Annotated in this window: 16 protein-coding genes and 4 pseudogenes; 10 read left to right on the top strand and 10 right to left on the bottom strand. The window is 35.3% G+C overall.

Features of this window, described 5'->3' with window-relative positions; all coding sequences use genetic code 11:
- Positions 1-11 precede the first annotated feature (11 nt).
- From PSA_RS07600 to PSA_RS07540, 9 genes and pseudogenes are all read right to left on the bottom strand, one after another.
- On the bottom strand, positions 12-536 hold the full coding sequence (locus PSA_RS07600; RefSeq protein WP_042145853.1) for a MotA/TolQ/ExbB proton channel family protein: 525 nt from the start codon (positions 534-536) through the stop codon (positions 12-14).
- The gene (locus tag PSA_RS07595) at positions 536-1900 is read right to left on the bottom strand and encodes a MotA/TolQ/ExbB proton channel family protein (protein ID WP_042145855.1); all 1365 of its coding nucleotides are present in this window, start codon (positions 1898-1900) and stop codon (positions 536-538) included. Before PSA_RS07595 ends, PSA_RS07600 begins: the two co-directional genes overlap by 1 nt.
- 5 nt (positions 1901-1905) lie before the next feature.
- Positions 1906-2676 (bottom strand): DUF3450 domain-containing protein, encoded by a 771-nt coding sequence (locus PSA_RS07590; protein WP_042145857.1) that lies wholly within the window; start codon positions 2674-2676, stop codon positions 1906-1908.
- Between the two features lie 1538 nt (positions 2677-4214).
- Positions 4215-7127 carry a TonB-dependent receptor domain-containing protein gene (locus tag PSA_RS07570; RefSeq protein WP_042145863.1) on the bottom strand — a complete coding sequence of 971 codons (2913 nt, stop codon included), beginning with the start codon at positions 7125-7127 and terminating at the stop codon, positions 4215-4217.
- A gap of 481 nt (positions 7128-7608) precedes the next feature.
- Positions 7609-8628 (bottom strand): annotated as a pseudogene (locus PSA_RS07565) (IS630 family transposase).
- Positions 8629-9053: 425 nt separating this feature from the next.
- The gene (locus PSA_RS07555) at positions 9054-9314 is read right to left on the bottom strand and encodes a hypothetical protein (protein WP_042145865.1); all 261 of its coding nucleotides are present in this window, start codon (positions 9312-9314) and stop codon (positions 9054-9056) included.
- Between the two features lie 91 nt (positions 9315-9405).
- Positions 9406-10006 (bottom strand): annotated as a pseudogene (locus tag PSA_RS24455) (helix-turn-helix domain-containing protein).
- A gap of 308 nt (positions 10007-10314) precedes the next feature.
- A complete protein-coding gene (locus PSA_RS07545) occupies positions 10315-13221 on the bottom strand; it encodes a TonB-dependent siderophore receptor (protein WP_042145871.1) in 2907 nt (968 codons plus the stop codon).
- A gap of 190 nt (positions 13222-13411) precedes the next feature.
- Complete coding sequence (locus PSA_RS07540) at positions 13412-15781, bottom strand: DNA polymerase II (protein WP_127924124.1); 2370 nt, start codon at positions 15779-15781, stop codon at positions 13412-13414.
- A 58-nt stretch (positions 15782-15839) separates the two neighbouring features.
- Here PSA_RS07540 and dinG point away from each other — a divergent pair, with 58 nt between their 5' ends.
- The 5 genes from dinG (at position 15840) to PSA_RS24450 (ending at position 19865) form a co-directional block, all read left to right on the top strand.
- Entirely contained in the window at positions 15840-17909 is a 2070-nt protein-coding gene (dinG, locus tag PSA_RS07535) for an ATP-dependent DNA helicase DinG (RefSeq protein WP_042145874.1), read from the top strand.
- A gap of 9 nt (positions 17910-17918) precedes the next feature.
- Entirely contained in the window at positions 17919-18695 is a 777-nt protein-coding gene (locus PSA_RS07530) for a TSUP family transporter (RefSeq protein WP_042145875.1), read from the top strand.
- Positions 18696-19295 (top strand): primosomal replication protein, encoded by a 600-nt coding sequence (locus PSA_RS07525; RefSeq protein WP_042145877.1) that lies wholly within the window; start codon positions 18696-18698, stop codon positions 19293-19295.
- A 142-nt stretch (positions 19296-19437) separates the two neighbouring features.
- Positions 19438-19704 carry a late competence development ComFB family protein gene (locus tag PSA_RS07520; protein ID WP_042145879.1) on the top strand — a complete coding sequence of 89 codons (267 nt, stop codon included), beginning with the start codon at positions 19438-19440 and terminating at the stop codon, positions 19702-19704.
- Entirely contained in the window at positions 19704-19865 is a 162-nt protein-coding gene (locus PSA_RS24450; protein ID WP_082305798.1) for a DUF2496 domain-containing protein, read from the top strand. The genes PSA_RS07520 and PSA_RS24450 overlap by 1 nt, the downstream gene beginning before the upstream one ends.
- Positions 19866-19897: 32 nt before the next feature.
- On the opposite strand, the pseudogene PSA_RS07515 reads toward PSA_RS24450, so the two are convergent.
- Positions 19898-20140, bottom strand: a pseudogene (locus PSA_RS07515) (beta-ketoacyl-ACP synthase); the annotation flags it as partial.
- A gap of 110 nt (positions 20141-20250) precedes the next feature.
- Between PSA_RS07515 and PSA_RS25125 the strand changes: the two are divergent.
- From PSA_RS25125 to PSA_RS07500, 5 genes and pseudogenes are all read left to right on the top strand, one after another.
- Positions 20251-20523, top strand: a pseudogene (locus PSA_RS25125) (IS1634 family transposase); the annotation flags it as partial.
- A gap of 344 nt (positions 20524-20867) precedes the next feature.
- Complete coding sequence (locus PSA_RS07510; RefSeq protein WP_042145882.1) at positions 20868-22496, top strand: B12-binding domain-containing radical SAM protein; 1629 nt, start codon at positions 20868-20870, stop codon at positions 22494-22496.
- 178 nt (positions 22497-22674) lie between these two features.
- Positions 22675-23469 carry a CLCA_X family protein gene (locus tag PSA_RS07505; RefSeq protein ID WP_042145883.1) on the top strand — a complete coding sequence of 265 codons (795 nt, stop codon included), beginning with the start codon at positions 22675-22677 and terminating at the stop codon, positions 23467-23469.
- A gap of 210 nt (positions 23470-23679) precedes the next feature.
- Positions 23680-23883 carry an alpha/beta hydrolase-fold protein gene (locus PSA_RS27130; RefSeq protein WP_371257791.1) on the top strand — a complete coding sequence of 68 codons (204 nt, stop codon included), beginning with the start codon at positions 23680-23682 and terminating at the stop codon, positions 23881-23883.
- Positions 23883-24212, top strand: a complete 330-nt coding sequence (locus PSA_RS07500) for a hypothetical protein (protein ID WP_052380010.1) — start codon at positions 23883-23885, stop codon at positions 24210-24212. Before PSA_RS27130 ends, PSA_RS07500 begins: the two co-directional genes overlap by 1 nt.
- Positions 24213-24378: the final 166 nt, after the last annotated feature.

Below are 24378 nucleotides of genomic sequence, written 5' to 3'. Positions count from 1 at the left end.
TAAATCTCTCTCTAGTGATGTGGCAGACTATCAATTAATGAAGCGCGAGCAACTTTCGCTTTAGCTTCAAGACGTGTACTAAAAAATACACCAGATAGCGCCGCAACCATTCCAGCCATAGTCGGAATTGTTGCCATTGATATACCAGCTGCCATTAAACGTGCGTTACCTGTACCTTGGCTTGCCATTGTTTCAAAAACAGCGATCATACCAGTTACAGTACCTAACAGTCCGATTAAAGGACAAACAGCTACCAAAGTTTTAATCAACAACATGCGCTGGCTTAAATTTTCGGACGCTTCAGAAATCCATGCTTCACGAATTCTGTGTGCGTACCAGGATGTAGTATCCTGGCGGGCATCCCAACTAGCGATTATTCCTTTTTTCATACGAGGAAACTCGGTAGTTAAGAACCAATAACGCTCTATCATTAATACCCACATAATGAAAAGTGCTATCGCGACCACATAAAGTACTTGGCCGCCTGTAGCCACAAAATCCCTGACAGATTCCCATAACTCTATCAGGAATAACATTAGGCTTTTTCCTTCTCTGCGTGAGCTGCGATGATACCAGCGCTTTGCTCTTCAAGAACGTGCACGATTGATTTACTACGCGCATGTACAACAGCGTGTAAGAAAATTAATGGTAGTGCAGCAATTAGACCTAGAGCAGTTGTTACTAGAGCCATTGAGATTGAACCAGCCATGATTTTCGGGTCACCTGTACCAAACAAAGTAATTTGTTGGAAAGTTTCGATCATACCAACAACCGTACCTAGTAGACCTAGTAACGGAGCGATAGCTGCGAAAATCTTGATAATATTGATACCAGCTTCAATGCTTGGAGTTTCTTTCATGATAGCTTCATCAAGTTTCAACTCAAGGTTTTCAACATCTTGGTTTTTGTTGTCGCTGTAAACTTTAAGAATACGACCTAGTGGGTTTTTGTCACTTGGTGCGTTAACATTCTTAAGTTGTGCTTTCATTTTGCCACCGATAACAGTAAGCGCAGCTAAACGTACGAAACCAATTAGGAAACCAACAACTAATAACACTGCGATTACGTAACCAACTGTTCCACCTTGGTGGAAACGGTCTTCTGGTGTCGCTTTTTGCGTGTTAAGACGAAGGATTGAACCACGAGTTGGATCTAAGTAGAAACCTGAGTATGAACCAGCTGAAGCTGATATTAAATCAGAAGCAGAACCTACGATATGACCGTCTGGTTGACGACCTAAAGGTTGGATTTGCTTAGTTTCTGGGTGGTAGATTAAGTAACCTTGTTCGCTAACTAAGTTGAAGTTACCAATACGAGTAACTTGCATCATGCTAGTTGCACCGTCAAGTTGAGCAACTTCAGCATCAAATTTAGATACTTTAGCAGACTCAGTCATTTCAGTTTGAAGTGCAATCCATAACTCTTCTAGTTCACGAGTTGTAGGAAGTTTTTTAGCTTCTGCTAATGAACGTAATACAACTTCGCGACCTGGTTTTTGAGCGCTTACTAAAGAAGCTTCAATTGAACCAATTGTTTCAGATGCAGCACGACGTACAACACCAAACATTTCACCAAGTGTACCTTTAGCATTTTCAAGCGCTTGCTCTTTTTCTGCTAAAGTAATTTCATTTTGTGCATATTGCTTTTTAAGCTGCTCACCACGTGCTTTTTCAGCAGCTAGTTCGCGTTTTGCTTTATTATGCAAAGCTTTTTTGTCTGCACGAGCAGAAAGGAATTCTTGCTCACGTTGCTTATTAATTTTACCTTCAGAGATACGATCTTTTTTTACTTGCTCTAAAATTTTATCTAGAGAAGCTGTATCTGCGTGAGCATTTAATGCTGCACCAGCAGAAACTGATAGTACTGCAGCAACAGCAAAACCTTTAAAAAGTTTCTTCATTAGTTTTACTCCGCGCCAAAGATAGGTAGTTTAACAAGATCGAATGACGCTTGCTTACGTGCCATACGGATAAGAGTTGTTACTGGTTTTAGGTATTCTTCACCTAAAGCATCCCAAGATCCTGACGTGTTGTTCCATACCCATGCGTTTTTCATGTCTAAAGACTGAGCAACGTAAGAGATACGACCAACTTGAGCGAAATCTACAGTGATATCACGACCATCTAGTTTCAATACACCTTGAGTAGCGTTAACAACTGAACTGTAATCTTTTTCAATAAGATATGCTTCAAGTACTTGACGGTATTTCTCAGAAGTCGTTACTTGAGAGCTAACCATAGTGCTACGAAGTAGTTCAATACGTGCTAAACGTTTTTCAGTATTGAATGGAACGTCCGCTTTGATGAATTGCTCAAGCGTATCGATCATGCGATACATCAAAGGCACAACGTTTTGTTTCGTTTTATCGATTTCTGCGATTTGATCATTAAAAGATTCGATTGAAGCATTTTGGTCTGCAACCAAACGTGCTACGTGATCGTTATAAACTTTAATGATTTCTCTTTCGTCAACAACAGAGCGGTACTCAGCGATTAACTCTTGAGTTTGTTCATATACATTGTCGATTTTAACTTGTGATTTTACAGCGGCCTTATGAATTTTCGCTTCAGCTTTATGAAGGTCATTCAAAGGATCTGCAATCACATTATTGCTTGCTAATGCAAATGCGCCAACCAACGCAGATGCTACAAGGCTCTTTCTGATTTTAACAGACATAGTTCCCAACCAATTTAAGTAATGTAACTTTTTTAGAATTTAAAACTGATTTAATTCAACCAGGATTGATACCTATAGATAGGCATCAACTTACCAATAATGCAAAATGGATCAAGTCCTGTCAACTCGATGTTAAGATATATATAACTTTTTATATCATTTAAATTCGGCACAAGTTTTTGAGTTACATAAAATTTACATAAATAAGATTTTATTCCCTTGTAACTCTGGAAAAACAAGCTTCATGTGAACAAATGTTAATATACAAACGAATATAAAAAAAATAATTTTATTTTAGTTAAACAATCAAAAAGTATGAATTCTATAAAATCCTGAGTGTTTTTATTATAAAAAGTGCATCAAAAATCTGGATCTTCTTCTTAGTTCTTAATTTTAAGTTATATTCTTTGAATTGATTTTAGTCCTCGAACTATAAAGTAAACGCATTAATTCTAGTTCTGTATTTTCACCTATCAACATTGAAAACCATTTCTTCACCTGTGCTAGGTCTTCAGCATTATTAATTTCTATTTTTTTATATTTATCATTACGAAATGATGAGTTAAATTCCTCATTAGTTGATTTTACATTTTTTGACATCATAGGTGAGTTTATGATGTTAACAATATCACTATCATCAAATCTTAAATCTAAATGCGAATTAATTGCTCTTAAGGCGCTTTGCGAATCTGTAAAGAAATTCTCGATATTTATGGATAAAGCTCTTGATGATATTTCTTTAGGTAAATCTATGATTTGTTTTAATTGAAAATACTAGATTAGGCTGCACGCTTCCAAATAACTTACCTTTTCAAAGTTGATACTTTTCATCCAAGTTTCTTCAATTGCTTCTCGACTGAGTATCTTTGCTAATAAAGGCATTTTTAATTTTGTTTCTTTTGATTTATTTAAATTTGTAATTAAAAATTTATGTAAATCAGTATATAGAAAAATACTCTTAGACTCTGGATTTACTATTTTCAAATCTTCAATTAAATTATTAGCAACATTTGTTGGTTTTATAATTACTTTTTCTTTTTTTCGTAGTTTTTTACCAGTAATATCTCACAATTTTTAACTAAAGCTAATCATAGTTTTGTATCGAATTGACCGCTATTGACTAGACCCCTTTTTGTATCAGCTAACCTTCTAAGTACCAAGGTTCACGAAATGAAAATGTTTTACTTGGTTTATTTAAACATCTTGAAAGTAAAGTAGAAGCGAAAACAAAATATGAAATATATAACAAACCGGTTTAGTACCTATTTCCTCATCTTGTATTATTTTATTCATCAAAGGCATATTAACCAACCAGTTTTTACCTGATACATCCTCCATTCTCGTATCTAAAAAACTTGAATTAATATATGTTTTTTTAGTGACATCCAAAAATGTATATTCACAACTTCTTAAATCAACATCATATAATAAATAGTTAGGGTTAAACAACAAATCATCTTTTATGTTTTATCCTGAAATTTACAAAGTTAAAAGGCCGCTAAAGCGACCTTTTATCATATTCTATGAATATTTTATACTTAGAAAGTATGAGTTAAACGAACAAACCAGCTTTTTCCAAATAAACGGTAATTACTTTCATCTGTATTACCGTTATTTGCAGGCTCGATGTATGGAGGAGCTTCATCTGTTAAGTTAGTAATACCTGCAGAAACAACTGTACCAAAATCAAAGTTATAAGTTGCAGTGATATCATGGTAAACCATTGAATCAACTTTGTAAGTGTTTACAGGGCTATTAGGATCATTAGGATCACTCAATGTAGTACCCCAGTAAAGAAGCTCTGAATACTCAAGTTCACCGATATAATTCATACCGTACGAAATTGTTAAATCATCCAAAGAGTAGCTTACATTTAAATTAGCTTTGTTTTTAGCATAGCTTGTATCATTTTCAAATAAGCCAGCTAAATCTTTCATTTCAAATTCAAACGTTTCAGCGTTATAAATTTGGTTTTCACGCTCTAGAGTATGAGTCATAGAGTAGTTGAACTTCATTTCGCCGCCAAGAGCTTCTAAGCCGTAGTTAGCTTCAAAGTCAATACCTTTTGCAGTCATACGACTTAGGTTGCTTGATTTTGCACTTAGACGAGAAATTTCACCATTTGTACGTTCAACATTGCCACATAATTCAGCGATTCCACCTAAGTAACAACCTTTAAGTGAATCATTTGCGCCAACACCATCAATTACTTTTTCAATTTCGATTGACCAATAATCAAGTGTAATTCCTAAACCTTCTACAAATTCAGGAGAGTAAGCAAAACCTACTGTTAATGTATCACCTTCCTCAGGCTTAAGTTCTTGGTTACCACCTACACGAGCTAATTGCTGTGAATCTAGGTTGTTAGAACCACCAACAGGAACACCATCAGCAGTACAGTAACCTTGTTGAGCAGCAGTTAATGAACCCCAGTTAGACGTACTACATGGATCTGTTGCTGAAGGGAATGAGTCACTTTCTGGACCGTATAAAGAACCAATACCAGGTGCTCGGAATACTGTGCCGTATGTACCACGAACTAATAACGAATCAACAACTTTCCACTCCATACCTAATTGGTATGTAGTTGATGCACCAAATGCGCTAAAGTCATCGTAACGTAAACCAACTTTTGCATCTAAGTTTTCAGCAACTACAGAGTCTGTTAATAATGGAATACGGAACTCAGTAAATAAACTTGTTACATCGTAATCACCGTTAGTACCTTTAGACTTGTTACCAGTCACAGCACTCATAAATTTACCTGAATCTACTTGAGCTTCAGCTTCTTCTTTACGGTATTCAAAACCAAAACCACCAGAAACTACGCCAGCTGGCAATTCAAATACATCACCACCAACGAAAGCTGTAAGTGTTTGTACTGTATAGTTACTTGCATCAACTAGAGGTGCAGTTACGTAATCAAGCATTTCTTGAGTAACAGAACCTGGACCACCAAATACATTCATAGATACACAATCAGAGATTGGTGAAGCTGCAGTACCACAAACAACATTACCATTGCTGTCTTTGAATGAAGGACCCATAGCTTTTGCTAAGTTTGGACCAAATAATTGACCAAAGTCAGTTGATGTATTTTGTGTATAACCATAGTTATAGTTTACATCATAATACCAATCATCATTGATCTCACCTTCAAAACCGATAACTTGTTGGAAACCAACTATATCTTGTTCAAAGCTACGACCACCTTCTAACATACGACGACGTGAACGAAGAACGTCTTCACCAAATGGGTTGTAATAGTTATCTTTAGATACACCATTAAACTCAACCATTACTTGCTGGCCATCATCACCTAGTACCGGTGTACCGTCAGCTTCAGTTTTACCATATAGTCCTGAATAAGCAGGATCATAACGTGTATCGTAAGGAACAGCAGCTAGTTCTTGACGCGAAGTACGTTTGTTAATACGAGTTTCTGTATATGCACGAGTTGAGTCATTGATATCAAATGAACCTTCGATAAATACATTTAATTTTTTGTATGGCGTTTGTAAGTAGTTTACAGGTGCGTAGTTATATGTGTCATTGTTTGGACCACTGCCAACAAAATCACGCATATCACCTAAACCAGGTCTACCACCATCACATGTATCATTAGTTTGGCTTGGACCATGTTGTAAATAGAAATTACCACAAGGAACTGAACCTGAACCAACAACAATAACATTCATATCATCGCCAGAACCAATTAAGCCATTTTTATGGAAAGATGCTTCACCTGCATCACCCCAAACTTGCCAAGGGTAGTTCATGAAATCGATTGGAGTATCGCCTTGATAAACAGCTGACTGGTCAACAAAATCAACACCTACAACTAAATGACCAGCATCAAAAGCTTTACCCATTACTAGGCTAAAACCAGTTTCTTCATTTGCACTTACGTCAAATGAACCTTTAGTTTGTAGAGTTAATTCTACACCTTCAAAATCTTTACGAGTGATGATGTTTACAACACCAGCAACAGCATCTGCACCGTAAGTTGCAGAAGCACCATCTTTTAAAATTTCAATGCGCTTAACCATTGAGCTAGGAATAGTTTGGAAGTCATCAGATACTGGACGACGGCCATTAACTAGAACAAGAGTACGTGAAGAACCTAAACCACGAAGCTCAACACCAGTAGAACCATTACCACCATTATTGGTAGTTGTCATAGCTGGTGAACCAGACATTACAGCACTGCTTTGTAGGAATTGACCTACATCTTGAATACCTTGAACTTTCATTTGTTCAGCAGTAATTACAGTAACAGGTGATGCTGATTCCATATCTGTACGTTTAATACGTGAACCAGTTACTTCAATACGCTCTACTTCTTCAGCGCCTTCTTCAGCCGCTGAAACATTTGCAGATAATGCTACTGTTGAAGCAGCACCAAAAGCCATCGCTAAGCGAACTGCTTTTGCTAGTTTGTTATTTATCATTCGATTTCTCCCTGGACCACATTCTTTGATGTGATTTAATTTTTTGTTGCCATTTAAGTTGAACTTAATGACTATTTTTAAGTCTTGCTCGTTATCCGAGGCAAATATTAAACAAAATAGGAAACATTGGTCAACACATGTTTATAATAAATTAACATTTAGAGCTAAAACTTTTCCATAAAGAAACAACCTGAAACACCTAATTACAACTGCATAGAAGTAAAAATAACCAGCAACACACTGTTATATATAAAAAATAAAACAAGTAAGGAAGTTAATTTGACATTAAAAGTGTAACCATTGGATTACAAAAAAAATATATTGGAAACATTTGAAAAAATAGATTGACATATAGATAATTGGCTATAAATGTCAGGTTTTTGATATATCACGCCCTGTAAATAAAATGTAAATGAAACTAATTTTCATTAAAGAGGGTTTTAACTTTTCATTAAAGAGGAATTTATATACCCAACGGAAATCAAAACACTGGATTTAAGCGCTGAAAATTATCGTTAATTCTACTGTCTAAAGAGTCAGCAATATTAGGTAACGTTGTCTGGAAAAAATCATCAACCCTTTCCTTAAAAATTTTAACTGAGCTAAAAAAGTAATTATTCCTTATATGCTCATTCATCACCTTCCACAGCCTTTCTATTGGGTTCAAATTAGGGCTGTACGGAGGCAGAATATGAATTTTTATATTCAGCTCTTTGGCTTTTTCTGTCACTATTTTTGACTTATGATATCCAGCACCATCAAGGATGAAATGTATTTGCTTATAATCGCTATATTGCGCTCGCAACTTATATAAAAAGTCGATAATACTTTCACCATTAATCGTCTCGTATTGGCTTGTAAGCGTTTCATCTAAATGACCCAAACGAATACTGCCAAAAATATTCAATCGCGTTCTGCTCGCCGTTGTTTTGACATGTTTCTCAGTGCCTTTTTTGATCCAGCCATGGCTTATTTTAGTCGCCATAGTTGGATGCACACCATCACCAAAAATAATAGGTTCATCAGGGCCTACAGACGCTTTTAGTTCAGCATATTTTTCAATGAATTGTTCTTGTGCTACCACGTCAGCTTTATAGGGTATGCCTTTAGGCTGTTTGTAAACAAAATTATTGCGGCGTAGCCATTTATGCATCCCTGAAACGGTAAAACTAACAACTAATTTCTCTTATATATAAGTCACTATTTGATGGTTATGGTGATAAAGGTTATTTTCGATATGACTACTAAGTTCTTTGGTTTGTTCTGGGTTTAAATAACCTTCACTGCCACCACTATTTACGGTTAATTTTTCATTTGTTAGATAATCATCAATATATCGAACAACACTGGTTTCGTGTATACGTAGTGCTTGAGCAATCATTTTTGTTGACCAATCTTCATCGCGTAGCAAAACAGCCTTAATACGGTCACTTTCACGTTTACCACATGATTTTTTGTGACGCGTTTCTAATGCTTGTTTTTGGTCTATGGTGAGTTCGATTTTTTCATACTACTATCATGATCTTATTGGTGACAAAATCAAGTACTTTCAAAGATCACTAGTATAAGAGCTATTAATGATGTTTGGGAAAGTAAAATTCGCTATAAAATAATATTTTTATTTAGATTTCGGTTTTTTATGTTTATTGGAAAATAAAAAACCTGCTAGCTAATCAGGTTTTTATTATTGGTAGGGTTTAACTTTTAAATATTAAAACTGTTGTTCAACTCTTAAATACATTGAACGACCTGTTTGATCATATAGCGACAAGCTAGAATCAAGTTAATCACGGAAGCAATCATAGTAGCTAAGTGCTGCTTTATCAGTCAGGTTATTAACGCCCCACTCTTCATTACCAGATTCTTGCGAGCCAACATGGAAGAGAGACCAAGCAACTGAATAATCATCATACGCATAGCTTAATGCTAAATCTGACTTAAGATCTGGGTAATCTTGTAAACCGTCGTAATAAAATGGTTCTGACTCAGAATCAGCGATTTCTTAAATGTCATTACTTTTGAAACATTTGTAGGAGAGAAATCACCAAAAGATGTTTCAAAGTTATAACGTGCACTAAAATCAATACCATCTGTAGACAGTGATGATTTATAGATATGACCCATTTTCATGCTATCAATTTTACCCGTTGTCGCATTACGCTCTATCGCATCAGGTGTAGAACCCAACCCATTCTCTTGCTCAATTCTTAATAATTTATTATTCGATACACTATCAATTTTATTTTCATAGTTGATTGAATAATACCAATCAGATTATTTAAACACCCAAATTAATCCAGTCTCTCATACACATTGATTTTACTCGTTCTAAATCACTAACGAAGCTATTCCAAGCATCGCAACATGAATTAACAATATCCTCATAATCATCAAAGCACTTATTGGCTAGTTCATTTTGGCGTTACTATTGCCTCTGTTGCTCCAGTCGCAGGAAAAATAGCACCAAAAAGATAAGCATATTGAAATTGTTGCTGTTTCACAGCCCTCGGCCGTGAGCCTTTTTCAGCCTATAATCTTGTCGTTGTATTCTGTTGCCCAAACCTTGCTTCGTCTTGAAACCAAATATCTATGTTGGATCTATCATGATCCTCAAGGAGCATTTCAGTTTTGAATTTTGTAAGTTGCTCTGTGGTCAAATAGCAAGGCCGCCCTGTTCAGGGTTGTTCTTTTAGTCCATCAAGTCCGTTTGCATAGAATTTTTTAGCCCAATCATTTACAGCTTTACGACTGAGCTTTAAATATATAGCGGCTTGTGTTCGGTCTGCACCATCTTTGATGTGTGAGAGAGCTAACAAGCGAATACGTATTTTACCATTAGTTTCTTTGGCGATAAGAGATTTAAAGTCTATTGATTTAATCTTATCTTGAAGTTGTTTTTGGGAAATATATTTCACCCAACTATTAGATCATAAATTTAATCTTATTGGTATAACATCTAAAAACAAATTGCCACAAATGAAATCAAATGTAATCACGTGACAACAAGGTAATTTAAAAAAATACACTTAATAACCCCACGGGAAACTATAACCTTAAAATTAGCGCTAAAAGTAAAATAGTGAACAAGATGTTAAGTTGATTTTCTAGGTTTTGTAATCAAATTATCATTTTAGATGAGTTGGAGGAAAGGCACTCGTAGATTTACAAGTGCCTATATTATGAAATGTTAGAATGAAAGTCCTAGAGATAAGTACATATGTCTACCAGTTGTATTGTATGTACGCGGATCTGTATTATCATTAAATCCACTTGCCATATAAGGTGGATCTTCATCAAAAATATTGTCCATGCCTATAGTCGCAGTCATATTCTCCATGAAGTAGGTGAACCTGATATCGTGTATAGTTGAAGAGTCGACATCTCTGAAAACATCCCAACCATCTAAAGCACCAGTTTCACCATTAAATACCTCAGCAGTTCTAAACCCTGAGTTGATTTCAGATAATGACCAATCACTTGCTGAAGCCATATCTACATATTCTTCAACACTCGACATGTATCTAATGCTATATGCCACTGACCAATCATCATTTTGTAAACTTATATTTATATTAGTTTTCCATTCAGGGAAGTTACCATCACCACTTGATGCATCCCAATATTTTCCGGCATGCTTTACAATGGAATCATCAGCTTGAATTACATCATAGGTATCATAATAAGTCGTATCTAAATTTACCTTTAACATTCCCATTTCAATATCTGTAGAATATTTAATATTAAAATCATAACCCGACGAATTAACACCACCTACGTTGGTTGTTCTATCATCTATATCGCTTGAATTACCATACAAAGCACCAGCATCAGGGCCATAACGTGTAATTTTGTCACAGAAAGTCCCCTCAGTGGCACATTTAGTTAAAATCAACTGCTCCCCAATTGTAGATATTGCATCTGTTACTTCAATATCCCAATAATCTAAAGTGACTGATAGACCATCCAAAAAATCGGGACTATATACAATACCCGCAGTCAAAATATCAGCCTCTTCAGGTTGAATTTCTGTGCTACCTCCTCGAGTTGATGATAATTGGTCACCAATTGGTTCAAAACCACCTGCAGGTACACCATCAGCGATACAAAATGCTGTGGGATTACTAGAACAAGGATCCTCCACTGTAGGGCTGTTAGCAGATGCACCTTGGAATAAATCATTCGTAGAAGGTGCTCTAAATGCACTAGAACTTGTCGCTCTTAATAATAACCCTTCCATAGGTACCCAGCGAATACCTAGCTTATGGTTAGTGGTATCCCCAAACGTATCATAATCTGAATATCGAATTGCACCATCGATCTCTAAACTATCAGCAAATGGTACATCCGCTAATAATGGAAAATTAGCTTCAACATAGGCCTCATCTACAGTATATGAACCCTCCGTAGATAAACGAGATGAACCTGATGTAATGCCTAAAGCAATTAAAGCATCAGGGTAATCGGCTCCTTTTTCTTCCCTATGCTCTAACCCAATAGCAACTCCAACCATACCAGCTGGTAACTCAAAAGCATCACCAAATACACTACCTGAAATAATTTGCTGTTCATTTGAACCAAAATCATGAGCATTAAATGTAATAAAATCCATCATAGCTTGATTAATAGCAGTTTCTGTTCCGGGAATACCAAATACATTTAGGGATACACATCCCTCAATAACATTATCTTGTGTACCACACATTACTTCGCCTGATGTCGAATCTAAGAATGATGGTCCTACAGCTTCACCTACTTTTTCAAAATTCACACCACCAGCGCCATTTGTTGCTGCATCGTTTGCACCAAATATATATGAGACTTCGTAACGCCAATCATCATTAATTTCACCGTCAAAACCAATTGCAGCACGAACTGTTTCAACTCTAAAGCTACTATCTCGACCCCCAGTTTCAACCATACGTCTACGCCAATCAGCAATATCTACAGAGTTTCCATCTTTGTCTTTTGGACCAAACATTTGGTTGTAATAGTTATCTTTTGAATAAGTCGCATCCGAGAAGCCAAAAAATGCTAACGGCGCTAAGGGTAGTGGTGCTAATTTAGTATCTGATATCCTACGATTAAAACTTAATTCTGAGAAAAACCTAATTTTATCGTCAAATTCATAACTCCCTGAAGCAAAAAATCCATAACGTTCTTGCGGTGTTAAATGATAATTAGCAGGCGCATAGTTATAGGTATCTTTATCCCAATCCCAACAATCAAAGCCTGTAGGGTTTGAAAAGTCGCTTGGATCTGATTGACCAGGACCACTACCTGCACCATGAGTAAATGACCCACACTCAGAACCATTAACTATGCCATCAATACCATTATATCTTCCCCATGGTGGTGCTGAAGATCCCCCTTTAGAAACTTCACCAGTAACATCCATATCTAATTCAAATTGTGACCATGATCTATCACCAGACCACTGTGCACCTTGCTCAACATAAAAGGCATTTACAACCACATTCCCTTTATCTCCTGCAAAGCCTACAGTCACATCAAATGATTTTGTTTCGCCATCACCCTCTTCTGTTGAAGCGTCATACATTAAATTTGCTTCAAAGCCCTCAAAATCATCACGTGTGATAATATTAACAACACCTGCGATTGCATCTGAGCCATAAATTGCTGAAGCACCATCTTTTAATACTTCCACTCTTTTAATTATCGCGGTGGGTATCGTACTTAAATCGACTGAACTATTCGCACCAGTTCCCGATGCCACCATACGACGGCCGTTAAGTAGGACTAAAGTTCTAGCAGATCCTAAACCTCTTAAGGAAACCCTAACAGACCCTGAACCACCGTTATTAATAGCTGTATTTGTTCCTGCACCTGCTACCGAAGGAATTTCTTGTAAAATATCACCTACATTGGTAATACCTGAGGCAATTAACTCGTCCCTACCAATGATCTGTACTGGATTAGCCCCTTCCATATCAGCTCTTTTAATACGAGAGCCAGTTACTTCTATTCTCTCTACCTCTCCAGCACCTTCTTCGGCTTGAACATTAATGGATAAAAAAGAAAGTGAGGATATAGCGAGTGCTAATTTTGAATATTTAAATAATTTATTGTTTAACATTTCAATTTCTCCCTGATAAGAGTATTTAATGGAAAAATAATAAAATAAAAATAAACTGAACTTAATTTTAATACTTTGAACTATTCAATTATCGTACAACAACAGACCCGAGGTTAATTTTTAACCAATAATATAGAGTGATTAATGATTATTTCGCAATTATTAGCTCACTAAAATCGCTAACTAATAATTAAAACAATGAGGCTTGACCATTTAAAATTTGATCAAAATTTGTATTTAGGTAAGGTAAAATAGATTCGGCAATCGGTCTTATTTGCTTTTCAACATAATGTGTCCTGTTAAATTTTGAAGTATTAAATTGCCTTATTTCAGGACCATTAATTGTAATAACATATTCAACCCATTGTCCTTTGCTAGGCACTTTATCTGGATGAGTAATGTGCACTTTTAATGCAGCTTGTGCGTGAGGCGGGATATTTTTCACATATTCGCTTAAATGTTGTCGTAATCGCTTTTTATAAACAAACTGATGATCAAAGTCTCCATTTAAAGTATTAGCAACATAAGTTTTAATATATTCTTCAACGGGTTCACCATCAAAAACTTTACGATACAAAGTCATTTGAAAGTCTCTTGCTAATACAGTCCAATCACTTCGTACTGTTTCCATACCTTTAAAAACTAACTCTTTTGTATCTTGTTTATTATCTAAAAATCGCGTTATTTGACCAACATAACGTTTCTTTGAACCTTTTATATCGCCACGAATTGTAGGCATGAAAAAAGGGTTATATAGAGTTTCAAATTCAATTTCTAAGTGGCTTATTATATTAAACTCTTGTTTTAGTTTTTCATGCCATTTTAAGTTGATTTCGTCAGCTAATTTTATACCGACTTCATTACATTGATTTTGCGTTAATTCATCAGCTAACTTTATAAAAGTGGAATCAGTATCACCATAAATAACCTCAAAACCCGATTTTTCTATCCATAGTTTTGTTTGTTGCATGATCTCATGACCACGCAACGTAATTGAGCTTGATAATCTAGGATCATAAAACCGACAACCTGTAGAACCCAATACGCCATAAAAGCTATTCATAATAATTTTTATTGCTTGAGAAAGCATTTTATCTTTATTTTTTTTTGCTTGATCTCGTGCACTCCAAAGCTGCTCAATCAAGTTAGGCAAGTGGTGTTTTGTTCGGGAGAACTTAGCGTCATGAAAACCTGCTACTGCACTATATTTTTGTTTATCATCTTCTTTAAGCCCTTCAATAAGCCCCATAGGATCTATTAAAAAGGTTCTAATTATTGAAGGGTAAAGGCTTTTAAAATCAAGCACGATAACATTTTGATATAACCCTGGACTTGAACTCATAACATAGCCGCCAGGACTATCAAAATTCACAGGGCTATCTCCTAAATTAGGAGCCACATAACCACTGCGGTGTAACAAAGGGAGATATAAATTAACAAAAGCAGCGACTGAGCCACCCATTCTTTCTAAATCTAATCCTGTTAATTGCGTTCTTACAACTGCAAACTCTAGTAAACTTTCTTTTTTGAAAATATCCCATACTAATTTACAATCTTGTAAATTATATTCAGCCAAAGCAATTTTATCTTCTACAAATTGTCGCTCTATTTCTTCAAGTTTATTATCAGACTCAATTAATTTTGACTCCCCTAAAATCTCACTTGAAACATTAGCTAAACTAAAGCTTGAAAATTGATAAGTTGCATTACGCATTAAATCTATACCATCTAATACAACGCGACCCGGAACAAGTAACTTTCCTACCTGAGATTGTTTCAACTGAATTTTATTATTGGCTCGACCTAATTTTAAAGAGATATCTAATTGTTCTGCCCGTTCAAACAGTAGTGAAAAGTCAAAATTAATCACATTCCAACCAATTATTATATCGGGATCATAGAAAATAATTTTCTTTTCAAGTTCCTGTAATAATTCAGTTTCATCTTTTACCCAGATAATGCCATCATGATTTTGAGCAACTCCAACCATAATAACAAGAGCACATTTATCGCTGTATAAACCAACCGAAAATAAAACCCCTTTGCCACTGCATTCTATATCTAAAGAAAGCATGTCTAATTTAGGTTTATATTGATTATCATCTTTAATAGACTTCATTTGCGCATTTGAGATCTCAATAAAGCCATTTTTTTGTACAAAAACGCCCTTAACCCATGCCGAACCACATATAAACCGCTCCATTAAAAACCGGTCGCAATGGCGAATATCAGATTCAAAAGTCGTAATGAAATGTTGATTAAATAAGTCTCTTGCTTGGTAGAACTGTTTTAACTGAGAAAAGTAAAAGCCAACAACATTGTTTTGTTTAAAAGTACTTAAAGGCAAAGCACTACATCTATACGGTATTTTTTCTTTATCTAATAACTTACTCGCATTCTCTTGATTAGTCTGTTCAACAAAAAAAACAGCCTCTTCACCTGTGATCACAACCTTAAGCGGACCAAAATCAGATGATAGCCAATAACACAGACAGATCTGCCCATTTAATGTGTATTGTTGCTTTGAAAGGATAAACCCTTGCAATGTTTGTTGTATCAAAAACCCGTTCCCTTTAAACTAATCACTGTAATTATATACATAACTAGGTCACTGCAACATGCTCTCTGATGCTTTAAAAAAAACAATTCGTAAAATTCACCAGCAAGTTGCAGATAATTTAACCGATTATAAACCGCGAAAAAGCCAAAACTACCTAGTTGCAGAAATCGCAAAAACCTTGGCGGGTGAATACCATAAAAGCCAAAGGATTTGTGTATTAGAAGCCGGCACAGGTACTGGCAAGTCATTAGCCTATTGTTTAGGTGCGCTACCTTATGCCATTGCAAATAAAAAAAAGTTAGTTATCTCAACCGCAACAGTTGCTTTGCAAGAACAATTAATAGATCAAGAACTCCCTTTTTTTGCTAAAAACTCAGGTTTAGATTTTCAATTTGATCTCGTTAAAGGCAGACACAGATATGCCTGCGCACAAAAACTAAAAGCATCTCTAGCAGAAGAACCTGCACAACTTGATTTTGTACCTTTGTTAAAATCGCCATTAGATAAAATGGAAAAAAAATGCTTAGAGCAGCTCGTTACGGCTTATACCACAAGCAAGTGGCATGGTGACCGAGATGCATGGACTGATACGATCCCCGATAAAGTTTGGAATTTAATTGCCGGTGATAAACATTCTTGTCAGCGCCAATTAGCTGAGCATCAACACTGTCCTTTTCATAAAGCACGCAACCGATTAAATCAGATGGATGTCTTAGTGGTAAATCACAGCTTATTATTAGCTGATTTAGATTTAGGCGGCGGAAAAATTTTACCAGAGCCAGCTAAAACAATTTATGTCATTGATGAAGCACACCATTTACCAAAAATAACTCGTGATTTTTCATCGGCTTCCGCAACTGTAAAAGGCACTTTAGAATGGCTTGATAAGTTAGCTAAGTTTAATCAAAAACTGTCTAATACCATTTCCACTCAACGTGCAATCGGTATGAACTTTAAATTAGCTGATGCCATTACAGATACACAAAAAGAATTAAAAAAAGTCCGAGATATTCTTGATGGCTTAGATGTTACTTATAATGAAGATGACGTATATCGTTTTAAAAATGGTGAACTACCTGAGTTATTATCTAATTTAAGTGAAGATTTAAGTGACTCATCATTATTAGTATCTAAACATTTAACTAAAATGCATGAATCATTGATCCTTGATGTGAACGATGGCGATGTAAAGCCACATAAAGCAGATCCTATTTTGGCTGAAAGCGGTGTTTATATTCAAAGAGTAGAAAATCTAAATAAACTTTGGAATAACCTCAATAAAGGCACAGCTTCAAGCCCTCATGCTCGCTGGTTGACACAACAAAACTATAAAAACCATCACGACCACCTATTAGCCGATAGCCCTATCGAAGTTGGTTTTTATTTAAAAGATAAATTATGGCAAGAATGTGCGGGCGCAGTTTTGTGTTCAGCAACATTAACTGCATTAGGTAATTTTGACCACTTTGCATTTGAATCTGGCTTAGCAGGTGAAGAAGGCGTTAAGTTCTTAAAGGTTCCCTCTCCTTTTGACTATCCAAAGCAAGCGCTACTTTTATTGCCAGATATAAAATGTGAGCCAACAGATAAAAACTTCACTAAACGTTTAATTGAGGTGATGCCAGATTATATTGAAAAAGAAAAAGCTAACTTAGTATTGTTCGCTTCTTATTGGCAAATGAAAGAAGTCGCTCAAGGTTTAAGAACAAAAGGTTATAATTTATTATTACAAGGTGAGTCATCCCGCGAGTATTTAATAAAACAACATAAAAAAGCAATTGATAAAAATAAAGGTTCTATTTTATTTGGCACCCAGAGCCTTTCTGAAGGTCTTGATTTACCTGGTAAATATTTAGAAAATCTCATTATTACTAAAATTCCATTTGCCGTGCCAACGTCACCAATGGAAGAAGCGCAAACAGAACATATTCAAAATAAAGGTGGAAATCCATTTTTATCAATCACTGTACCCGAAGCCTCTAAGAAATTAGTGCAAAGTTGTGGTAGACTGCTACGCAAAGAAAAAGACTCTGGTCGCATTGTTGTATTAGATCGTCGTCTCGTCAGTAAGCGTTATGGCAAAGCTATGTTAGATGCCTTACCTCCTTTCAACAGAAAAATAGAGTAATAAATTTAAGTGCTAGAACTCGCTTTAGACCCTTCAACTTGGGCAATATTATGTGCTGTAGCATTGGCTGCAGGTTTTATAGATGCAATTGCTGGCGGTGGCGGTATGCTCACTGTACCCGCATTATTAACTGCTGGTTTGCCACCTCATATTGCCTTAGGTACCAATAAACTCGCTTCTAGTTTTGGCTCACTTACCGCAAGCATTACTTATTTTAAAAAGCATTTGTTTCAACCAAAATTTTGGTTAAAATCCATTATTGCAACAGCTTTAGGTGCCTTAATAGGCACTCTAGTCGTAGATAAACTCAGTATTGATTTTTTAAATAAGCTACTGCCATTTATCATTATATCCGTTGCTATTTACAGCATATTTGGCAAATTAAGTCCCGAACAAAAAACGAAACTACCTGCTGTTACTTTTGGTTTAAAAATAAAGCAAATCGTGCAAGGCAGCCTATTAGGTTTTTTTGATGGTTTAGCGGGCCCAGGTACTGGCACATTTTGGACTGCTTCAAATTCATTATTATATAAGATGAACTTACTACTGAACTGTGGTTTAGCCCGCTCTATGAATTTTGTGAGTAACTTTATCTCTCTTATTGCTTTTGTCGCTTTAGGCCATGTTAACTTTATATTAGGTGCAACTATGGGTGCATTTTTAATGTTAGGAGCTTGGATAGGTGCACATTCAGCCATAAAATTTGGCAGTAAAATTATTAGACCTATATTTAATACTGTGGTCATTGTTTTAGCGGGTAAGCTTGCCTATGAGGCTTTTATGTAAATGAAATCTCAAGTATTAGAAAGATTAAATATTCAAATAGCAAAAATAAAGCGAGACGCCAAAAGTTTTGATAACGCTAAGTGGTTTGATAAAAATAGCTATATGAGATCTAAGCACAGATTATTTGACCCGACACTCTTTAATACCCGCAGTATGATTTTACTAGATTATGTTGATGAATTATTAGAAACTTACAAAAACCTGCCCCCTATTGCCCACCGCCGCAGCTATGAATATGCAATAGAAAGATTAACAGCACAACTTGAAGCCATGATACGTGTGCTAAAATCAACACCTGTTTGGCAAAAAGATTTAGACGTAAATAAATTTGTTAAAAAGAAGACATATTATAAAAAAGCGGTGAAAAAAATCATGCAATCATCCCATGATTTACACCAAGAACTGGCTAAAAATAAAGAGTTTGAAAGACGTTTATTAGTTATGATAGAAGAGAAAAAGGCCTTGTTACATAAAGCCATTGGCGATAAAGCAAATGAAATCAATCTTGATATTTTGATAACTCACGGCCGATTAGGACGTTGTCGCAAAGCAATTTCAGCCACTGAAGATAAAATTAAATTGTCTGAAAAAACCAAATAAATTGTCTCGAACCCATGAGTTAGATTTGCCTCACGTTTTGGTATAAGCTAAATTAAGTACAAAGAGTTTGAATTAAATTTATTAAAAGAGCTGATTCAAATAAATATAAAAATAAAATTTCATGTTTTATATGGAGTATTAGATGAAACTGCATGATGATATACATAATTATTATGAAAAATTAGTGCTTGATGAAGTCATTAAACAAAAAATAAGTGAATCTTTAGATGTCGATACATTAGCTGATCTTTGCTGTACGGTACTAAATCAACTCCCTCCAAGATATATACGTTTTGAAGTTGATCTGGCTTTTTATTTACCACAATCTGAGCGAATAGAAATGGAAGAACAAGTCAAAGTAGCCATTGAAGAATCTATAAAATTAATATCAATGAGGGGGGACAATTGATTAGCTCTAATTTAGATAATGCACCTGAGCATATTAAACTCGCTATTGATTTAATTATGTTATTAGAACAAGAAGAGCTTGATTCACAGGTTGTGCTTGATGCATTAGAAGTTGTAAAAGATGACTACAAAAAGAAATTAATTCAGATACAAAGTGTTTAAGTTGGTATCTGAATTATCTTTAAAAGCACTTATTACTTAGAAAAGCGTTTAAAAACAAGCGATGTATTAATACCACCAAAAGCAAAGTTATTGCTCATCACATGATCTGTATTTATTTCACGGCTTTCATTTTTAATATAATCAAAATCACCACACTGAGGATCAATCTCTTGTAAATTTAATGTCGGTGAAAACCACTTATCTTGCATCATATTAATACTTGCCCAAGCTTCAATGCTGCCACAAGCACCTAAGGTATGCCCTAAATCTGTCTTTGCGCACCTAAAAATTTAATTAAAAAAGCTTGGTATTGCTAAGTTAATTGATAAGGCACTCCCTGAGCACAGTGATGACAAGCTTATTTCTTACGGTCAGCTGCTAGGGCATTAATTTAGACTCGACAAGTATTCATGTTGATGGCAATTATGAGCATGACAACGACAGTAAAGCAGTAAAACTAGTTCGAGATTACAGTCGAAACCATCGCCCAGAGCTGAATCAGTTTGTACTTAACCTGATCACTGAAAACAAGGCAGGTATTCCAGTGTATATGCAAGCAGCCAGTGGCAATATTAATGACAATGAAGGGTTTAAAAATATTGTTAAACACCATATTAGCAGTTTAAAAGCAGCTCAAGATGGCCAATACTTTACTGCTCGCTGGGTGTTCTTTTGCTTTTAAGGTATTGATGTATTAACAATCAGTGGCGAGCAACAATTAGTCCTCAATGTGGAGGAGAGGAACAGTATTATCATTAATTGCATGGGCAGCATCTATCAAGAAATTTATTCCTAAAAATGCTGCGGAATGTCGGAAATATCTTTATTTATAAATTAAAAACAAAGATATACAAAACTACTACTTAGATATAGAGCATAAAAGACGTAAAATAGACCTTTTATGTTTAAGTAGTAAAACCTTGAACATAAATCATATACTGAAAAAGATAGGTTATTACTGTATTATTATGCTTAGACTATTCAAGACATTTAAGAACCATAATGGCAACCCAACAATTCAATCCTGAACTGATCATAAAGCAAGTAGATGCGACTAAGGAAAGCGCTCCAGCTGCATTAAAGCACAATCCACCTATTAATTTAGAACCAGATGAAAACTCATCTAAAATCGTGCTTGCTACAATTAACGCTAAGTATATTCATGCGAGTTTAGGCTTACGTTATCTTTACGCTAATCTAAAAGATTTACAAAGTAGCTGTGAAGTTAAAGAGTTTGTTATTCAAACTCGCCCTATTGATATTGTTGAGAAAATATTAGAATCCAAACCAACTATCGTGGGCTTTGGCGTTTATATCTGGAACATCATTGAAACAACAAATGTGGTAAGTCTTTTAAAAGTAATCGCGCCTGAAATTAAAGTTGTTTTAGGTGGACCAGAAGTAAGTTATGAAGCTCAAGGCCAAGCCATTGTTGAATCCGCTGATTATGTATTAACAGGTGCTGCAGAAGTGAGTTTTTACAATTTATGTAAAGACATTTTAAATCAAAAAGCACCTGAACAAAAAGTACTTACTTCTAAGCCAGTAGCCTTAACAGATCTCGCGTTACCTTATGAATATTATAGTGATGAAGATTTAAAAAATCGCTTACTTTATGTTGAAGCATCTCGTGGCTGCCCATTCAAATGTGAGTTTTGTTTATCATCATTAGACACGGCATCAAATCCATTCGAACTAGAGTTATTTTTAGAAGAAATGGAAATCCTATATCAACGTGGCGCTCGAAACTTTAAATTTATCGACAGAACTTTTAATTTAAACATAAAAACGACAATGCAAATTATGCAGTTTTTCTTAGATAAGAAAAATGATGAACTTTACCTGCATTTTGAAGTAGTGCCAGATCATTTACCGCGCAAATTAAAAGAAGTATTAACGCAATTTCCTGAAGGCAGTTTACAGTTTGAAATTGGGATCCAAACATTTGATCAGCAAGTACAAACTAATATTAGCCGAAAGCAAAATAATGCAAAATCTAAAGAAAATTTAATTTGGTTAAAAGAGAATACCCATGCGCATATTCATGCTGACTTAATTTTTGGTTTACCAGGTGAAACATTTGAATCATTTGGTGATAGCTTCAATCAGCTATATGACTGTCGCCCACACGAAATTCAATTAGGTATTTTAAAACGCCTTAAAGGCAGCCCTATTATTAGACATACAGAAGCGTTTGACTTACGTTTTAACCCTTTACCACCGTTTAATATATTAAGTACTGACCGTGTTGATTTTTCAACCATGCAGCTGATCAATCGATTTGCAAGATATTGGGATATGATAGGCAACTCAGGTCGCTTTAAACATGTGCTGCCTTCAATATTAGAAGGTAACCCATTTGAGCACTTTATGTCTCTGACAAACTGGCTATTTGAAGCTACAGGTCAAACTCATCAAATAAACCTTAAAAGACTCTATGAGCTGTTATCACAGGCAGTAGAAGCTTTATTTCCAGAAAAGCATCAAGTTGTCATTTCAAAAATTGAATTAGATTACACTGCGTCTAAATTAAAGAGCCGCTTTGATACCCTGAACCTTTATGCCGGTCAAAAGAAAGAATCAAAGAGCCAAATTAATTTCGTGCAAAGACAAACCCGTCATATGAGTTAACAAGTTAAGTACACTCTATGTTTTAAAATAAAGCATAGAGTGTGTATTCAATAAAACGAATATACCCAAGCCTTCTTTGATCTCCATGCATATTTTAAGCGTATCAAGGTGATTTATTTAAAATCATACCATCTATTTTTTAAACAATATAATTTGATTTAAACCACAGAGGCAGCTTTTGAAGCTAACTAGTTTTAAATATAAAACCCGCAAAGGCCCTGACTATCGTCATGGTGAGCAAATGACGTTTATAGATATTAAAAAGACTTTTAATCTTGGTAATATCCGCATCGGTAAATGGGTCACCCGAGAAGAAAAAGAGCTTGCGGCAAACGTGATTTTTGACTCCTTAGCAGACTTAGCTTTTATACTGGCGCTTCCACCTGAAGCAATTGGCCTTCGTGGTACTTTAAATTTAGCTTTTGGTACTGGCGGTCAAATGGGAGTTCAGGCACATTATGCGCCTTATCGACGTGAGTTAGCGCTTGCTAAAAATGCAGGAGCCGGTGCATTAGCTCATGAATTTTGGCATGCATTTGATCACTATATATCAGATAAAGCTTTTGAAATTGACACTCCTTTCAATTCATCAAGTCTTCCATTATTTGCGAGCGATTGCTGGCTAAAAAATAAAACCATAAAACCTCACCCACTTAATGAAAGATTAATGGCAATATTTGATAGCGCACTGCTCAGTGAAAATGGACTTGATAAAAGTGACTATGTTGCACGCAGTGTGAAAGCAGATCTCGTATTATCTAAAAACTATTATGCACAACCCACAGAAATGATGGCAAGAGCGTTTGAATCAGTGATTGAGTATTGCGCTGAAATCAACAATGCCTATTTAGTATCTGGCACACTCAATAATGATGTCATTAAGCTATACCCAGATTTAACACATAGACATCGAGTTCACGAAGCGTTATTAGCTTACTTTAAACCACTGGGAATGGCGTTAACTAGGCTTTAGAGAGATATATCTAAAAATTTGATTAAAATAAATATTAGTAGCTAATTCATTTACATTCAGTTGCTCCGAGATTCAAAACCGATGTTTTAAAGATCAGACATTCAGAAAACGAATTTTAAATGCAACCGAATAATATACAAGTGGATTAATTTATGAATATAAAGAAAAATTTAATTTTAGTTGTTATGTTTTTACTACCTTTTCTAACAATTGAGGCGAGCGAGAGATTATTCAATAAGCAAGTCAAGCAACTCTCAACGTCAAGCTAAATATCAATTTGGGCAGGCCGATAATCATCTTACTTTTATTCGTAACGATGTCATTAAGTTTATCGAAAGCAACTATCGAACTAACCCGAGTAATCGAACTTACTTCGGCTTTCCCTTGGGGGCTTATTTGGTACTTACGCCTTAATGACACATCCGGATACTTTTAAAAACTATATCTTAGGTAGCCCATCGCTTTGGCGAGATATTCCGTTACTTTTCTCCCTTGAAAATGCCTCATTAAAAACAAAAGCGCTAGATATCAATCTGTTTATTTCATATGGCGAATTAGAAAAAGAATTAAGTGTGCATGTAGAGGACTTTATTACCCAACTAAAAGCTAAAAAATATGAAAGGTTATCATCTTTAAAACAGGTAGTGATTCAATCGTCTGACCATAGCGACTCATTTCCTATGGTTGGCGTCCGCAGTATAAAATGGTTATCAAACTTGACAAAAAACAAGGATAAACTCTAAGCCGAGTTTATTTTTTTATTGATTTGCTGCTCTTTGTGTTAACACTGAGTAGCAATCGTTTTAACCAAGATGATTTTCTAATACTGTGAGCCTATTGTTGATATTGATTCCTATACCTGCCAAAAAACTAAATAATCTATGTATCGGCAATGTGATGATACTTAGC

The organism is Pseudoalteromonas sp. '520P1 No. 423' (genome assembly GCF_001269985.1).
Taxonomy (GTDB): domain Bacteria; phylum Pseudomonadota; class Gammaproteobacteria; order Enterobacterales; family Alteromonadaceae; genus Pseudoalteromonas.
This window is presented reverse-complemented; position numbering and strand designations above follow the sequence as displayed.

Coding starts and splice junctions, on each gene's coding strand:
- PSA_RS07510 (WP_042145882.1), top strand. CDS start 20,868: ATGGCAACCCAACAATTCAATCCTGAACTGATCATAAAGCAAGTAGAT.
- dinG (WP_042145874.1), top strand. CDS start 15,840: ATGCTCTCTGATGCTTTAAAAAAAACAATTCGTAAAATTCACCAGCAA.
- PSA_RS07570 (WP_042145863.1), bottom strand. CDS start 7,127: ATGATAAATAACAAACTAGCAAAAGCAGTTCGCTTAGCGATGGCTTTT.
- PSA_RS07520 (WP_042145879.1), top strand. CDS start 19,438: ATGAAACTGCATGATGATATACATAATTATTATGAAAAATTAGTGCTT.
- PSA_RS07600 (WP_042145853.1), bottom strand. CDS start 536: ATGTTATTCCTGATAGAGTTATGGGAATCTGTCAGGGATTTTGTGGCT.
- PSA_RS07590 (WP_042145857.1), bottom strand. CDS start 2,676: ATGTCTGTTAAAATCAGAAAGAGCCTTGTAGCATCTGCGTTGGTTGGC.
- PSA_RS07595 (WP_042145855.1), bottom strand. CDS start 1,900: ATGAAGAAACTTTTTAAAGGTTTTGCTGTTGCTGCAGTACTATCAGTT.
- PSA_RS07545 (WP_042145871.1), bottom strand. CDS start 13,221: ATGTTAAACAATAAATTATTTAAATATTCAAAATTAGCACTCGCTATA.
- PSA_RS07500 (WP_052380010.1), top strand. CDS start 23,883: ATGACACATCCGGATACTTTTAAAAACTATATCTTAGGTAGCCCATCG.
- PSA_RS07525 (WP_042145877.1), top strand. CDS start 18,696: ATGAAATCTCAAGTATTAGAAAGATTAAATATTCAAATAGCAAAAATA.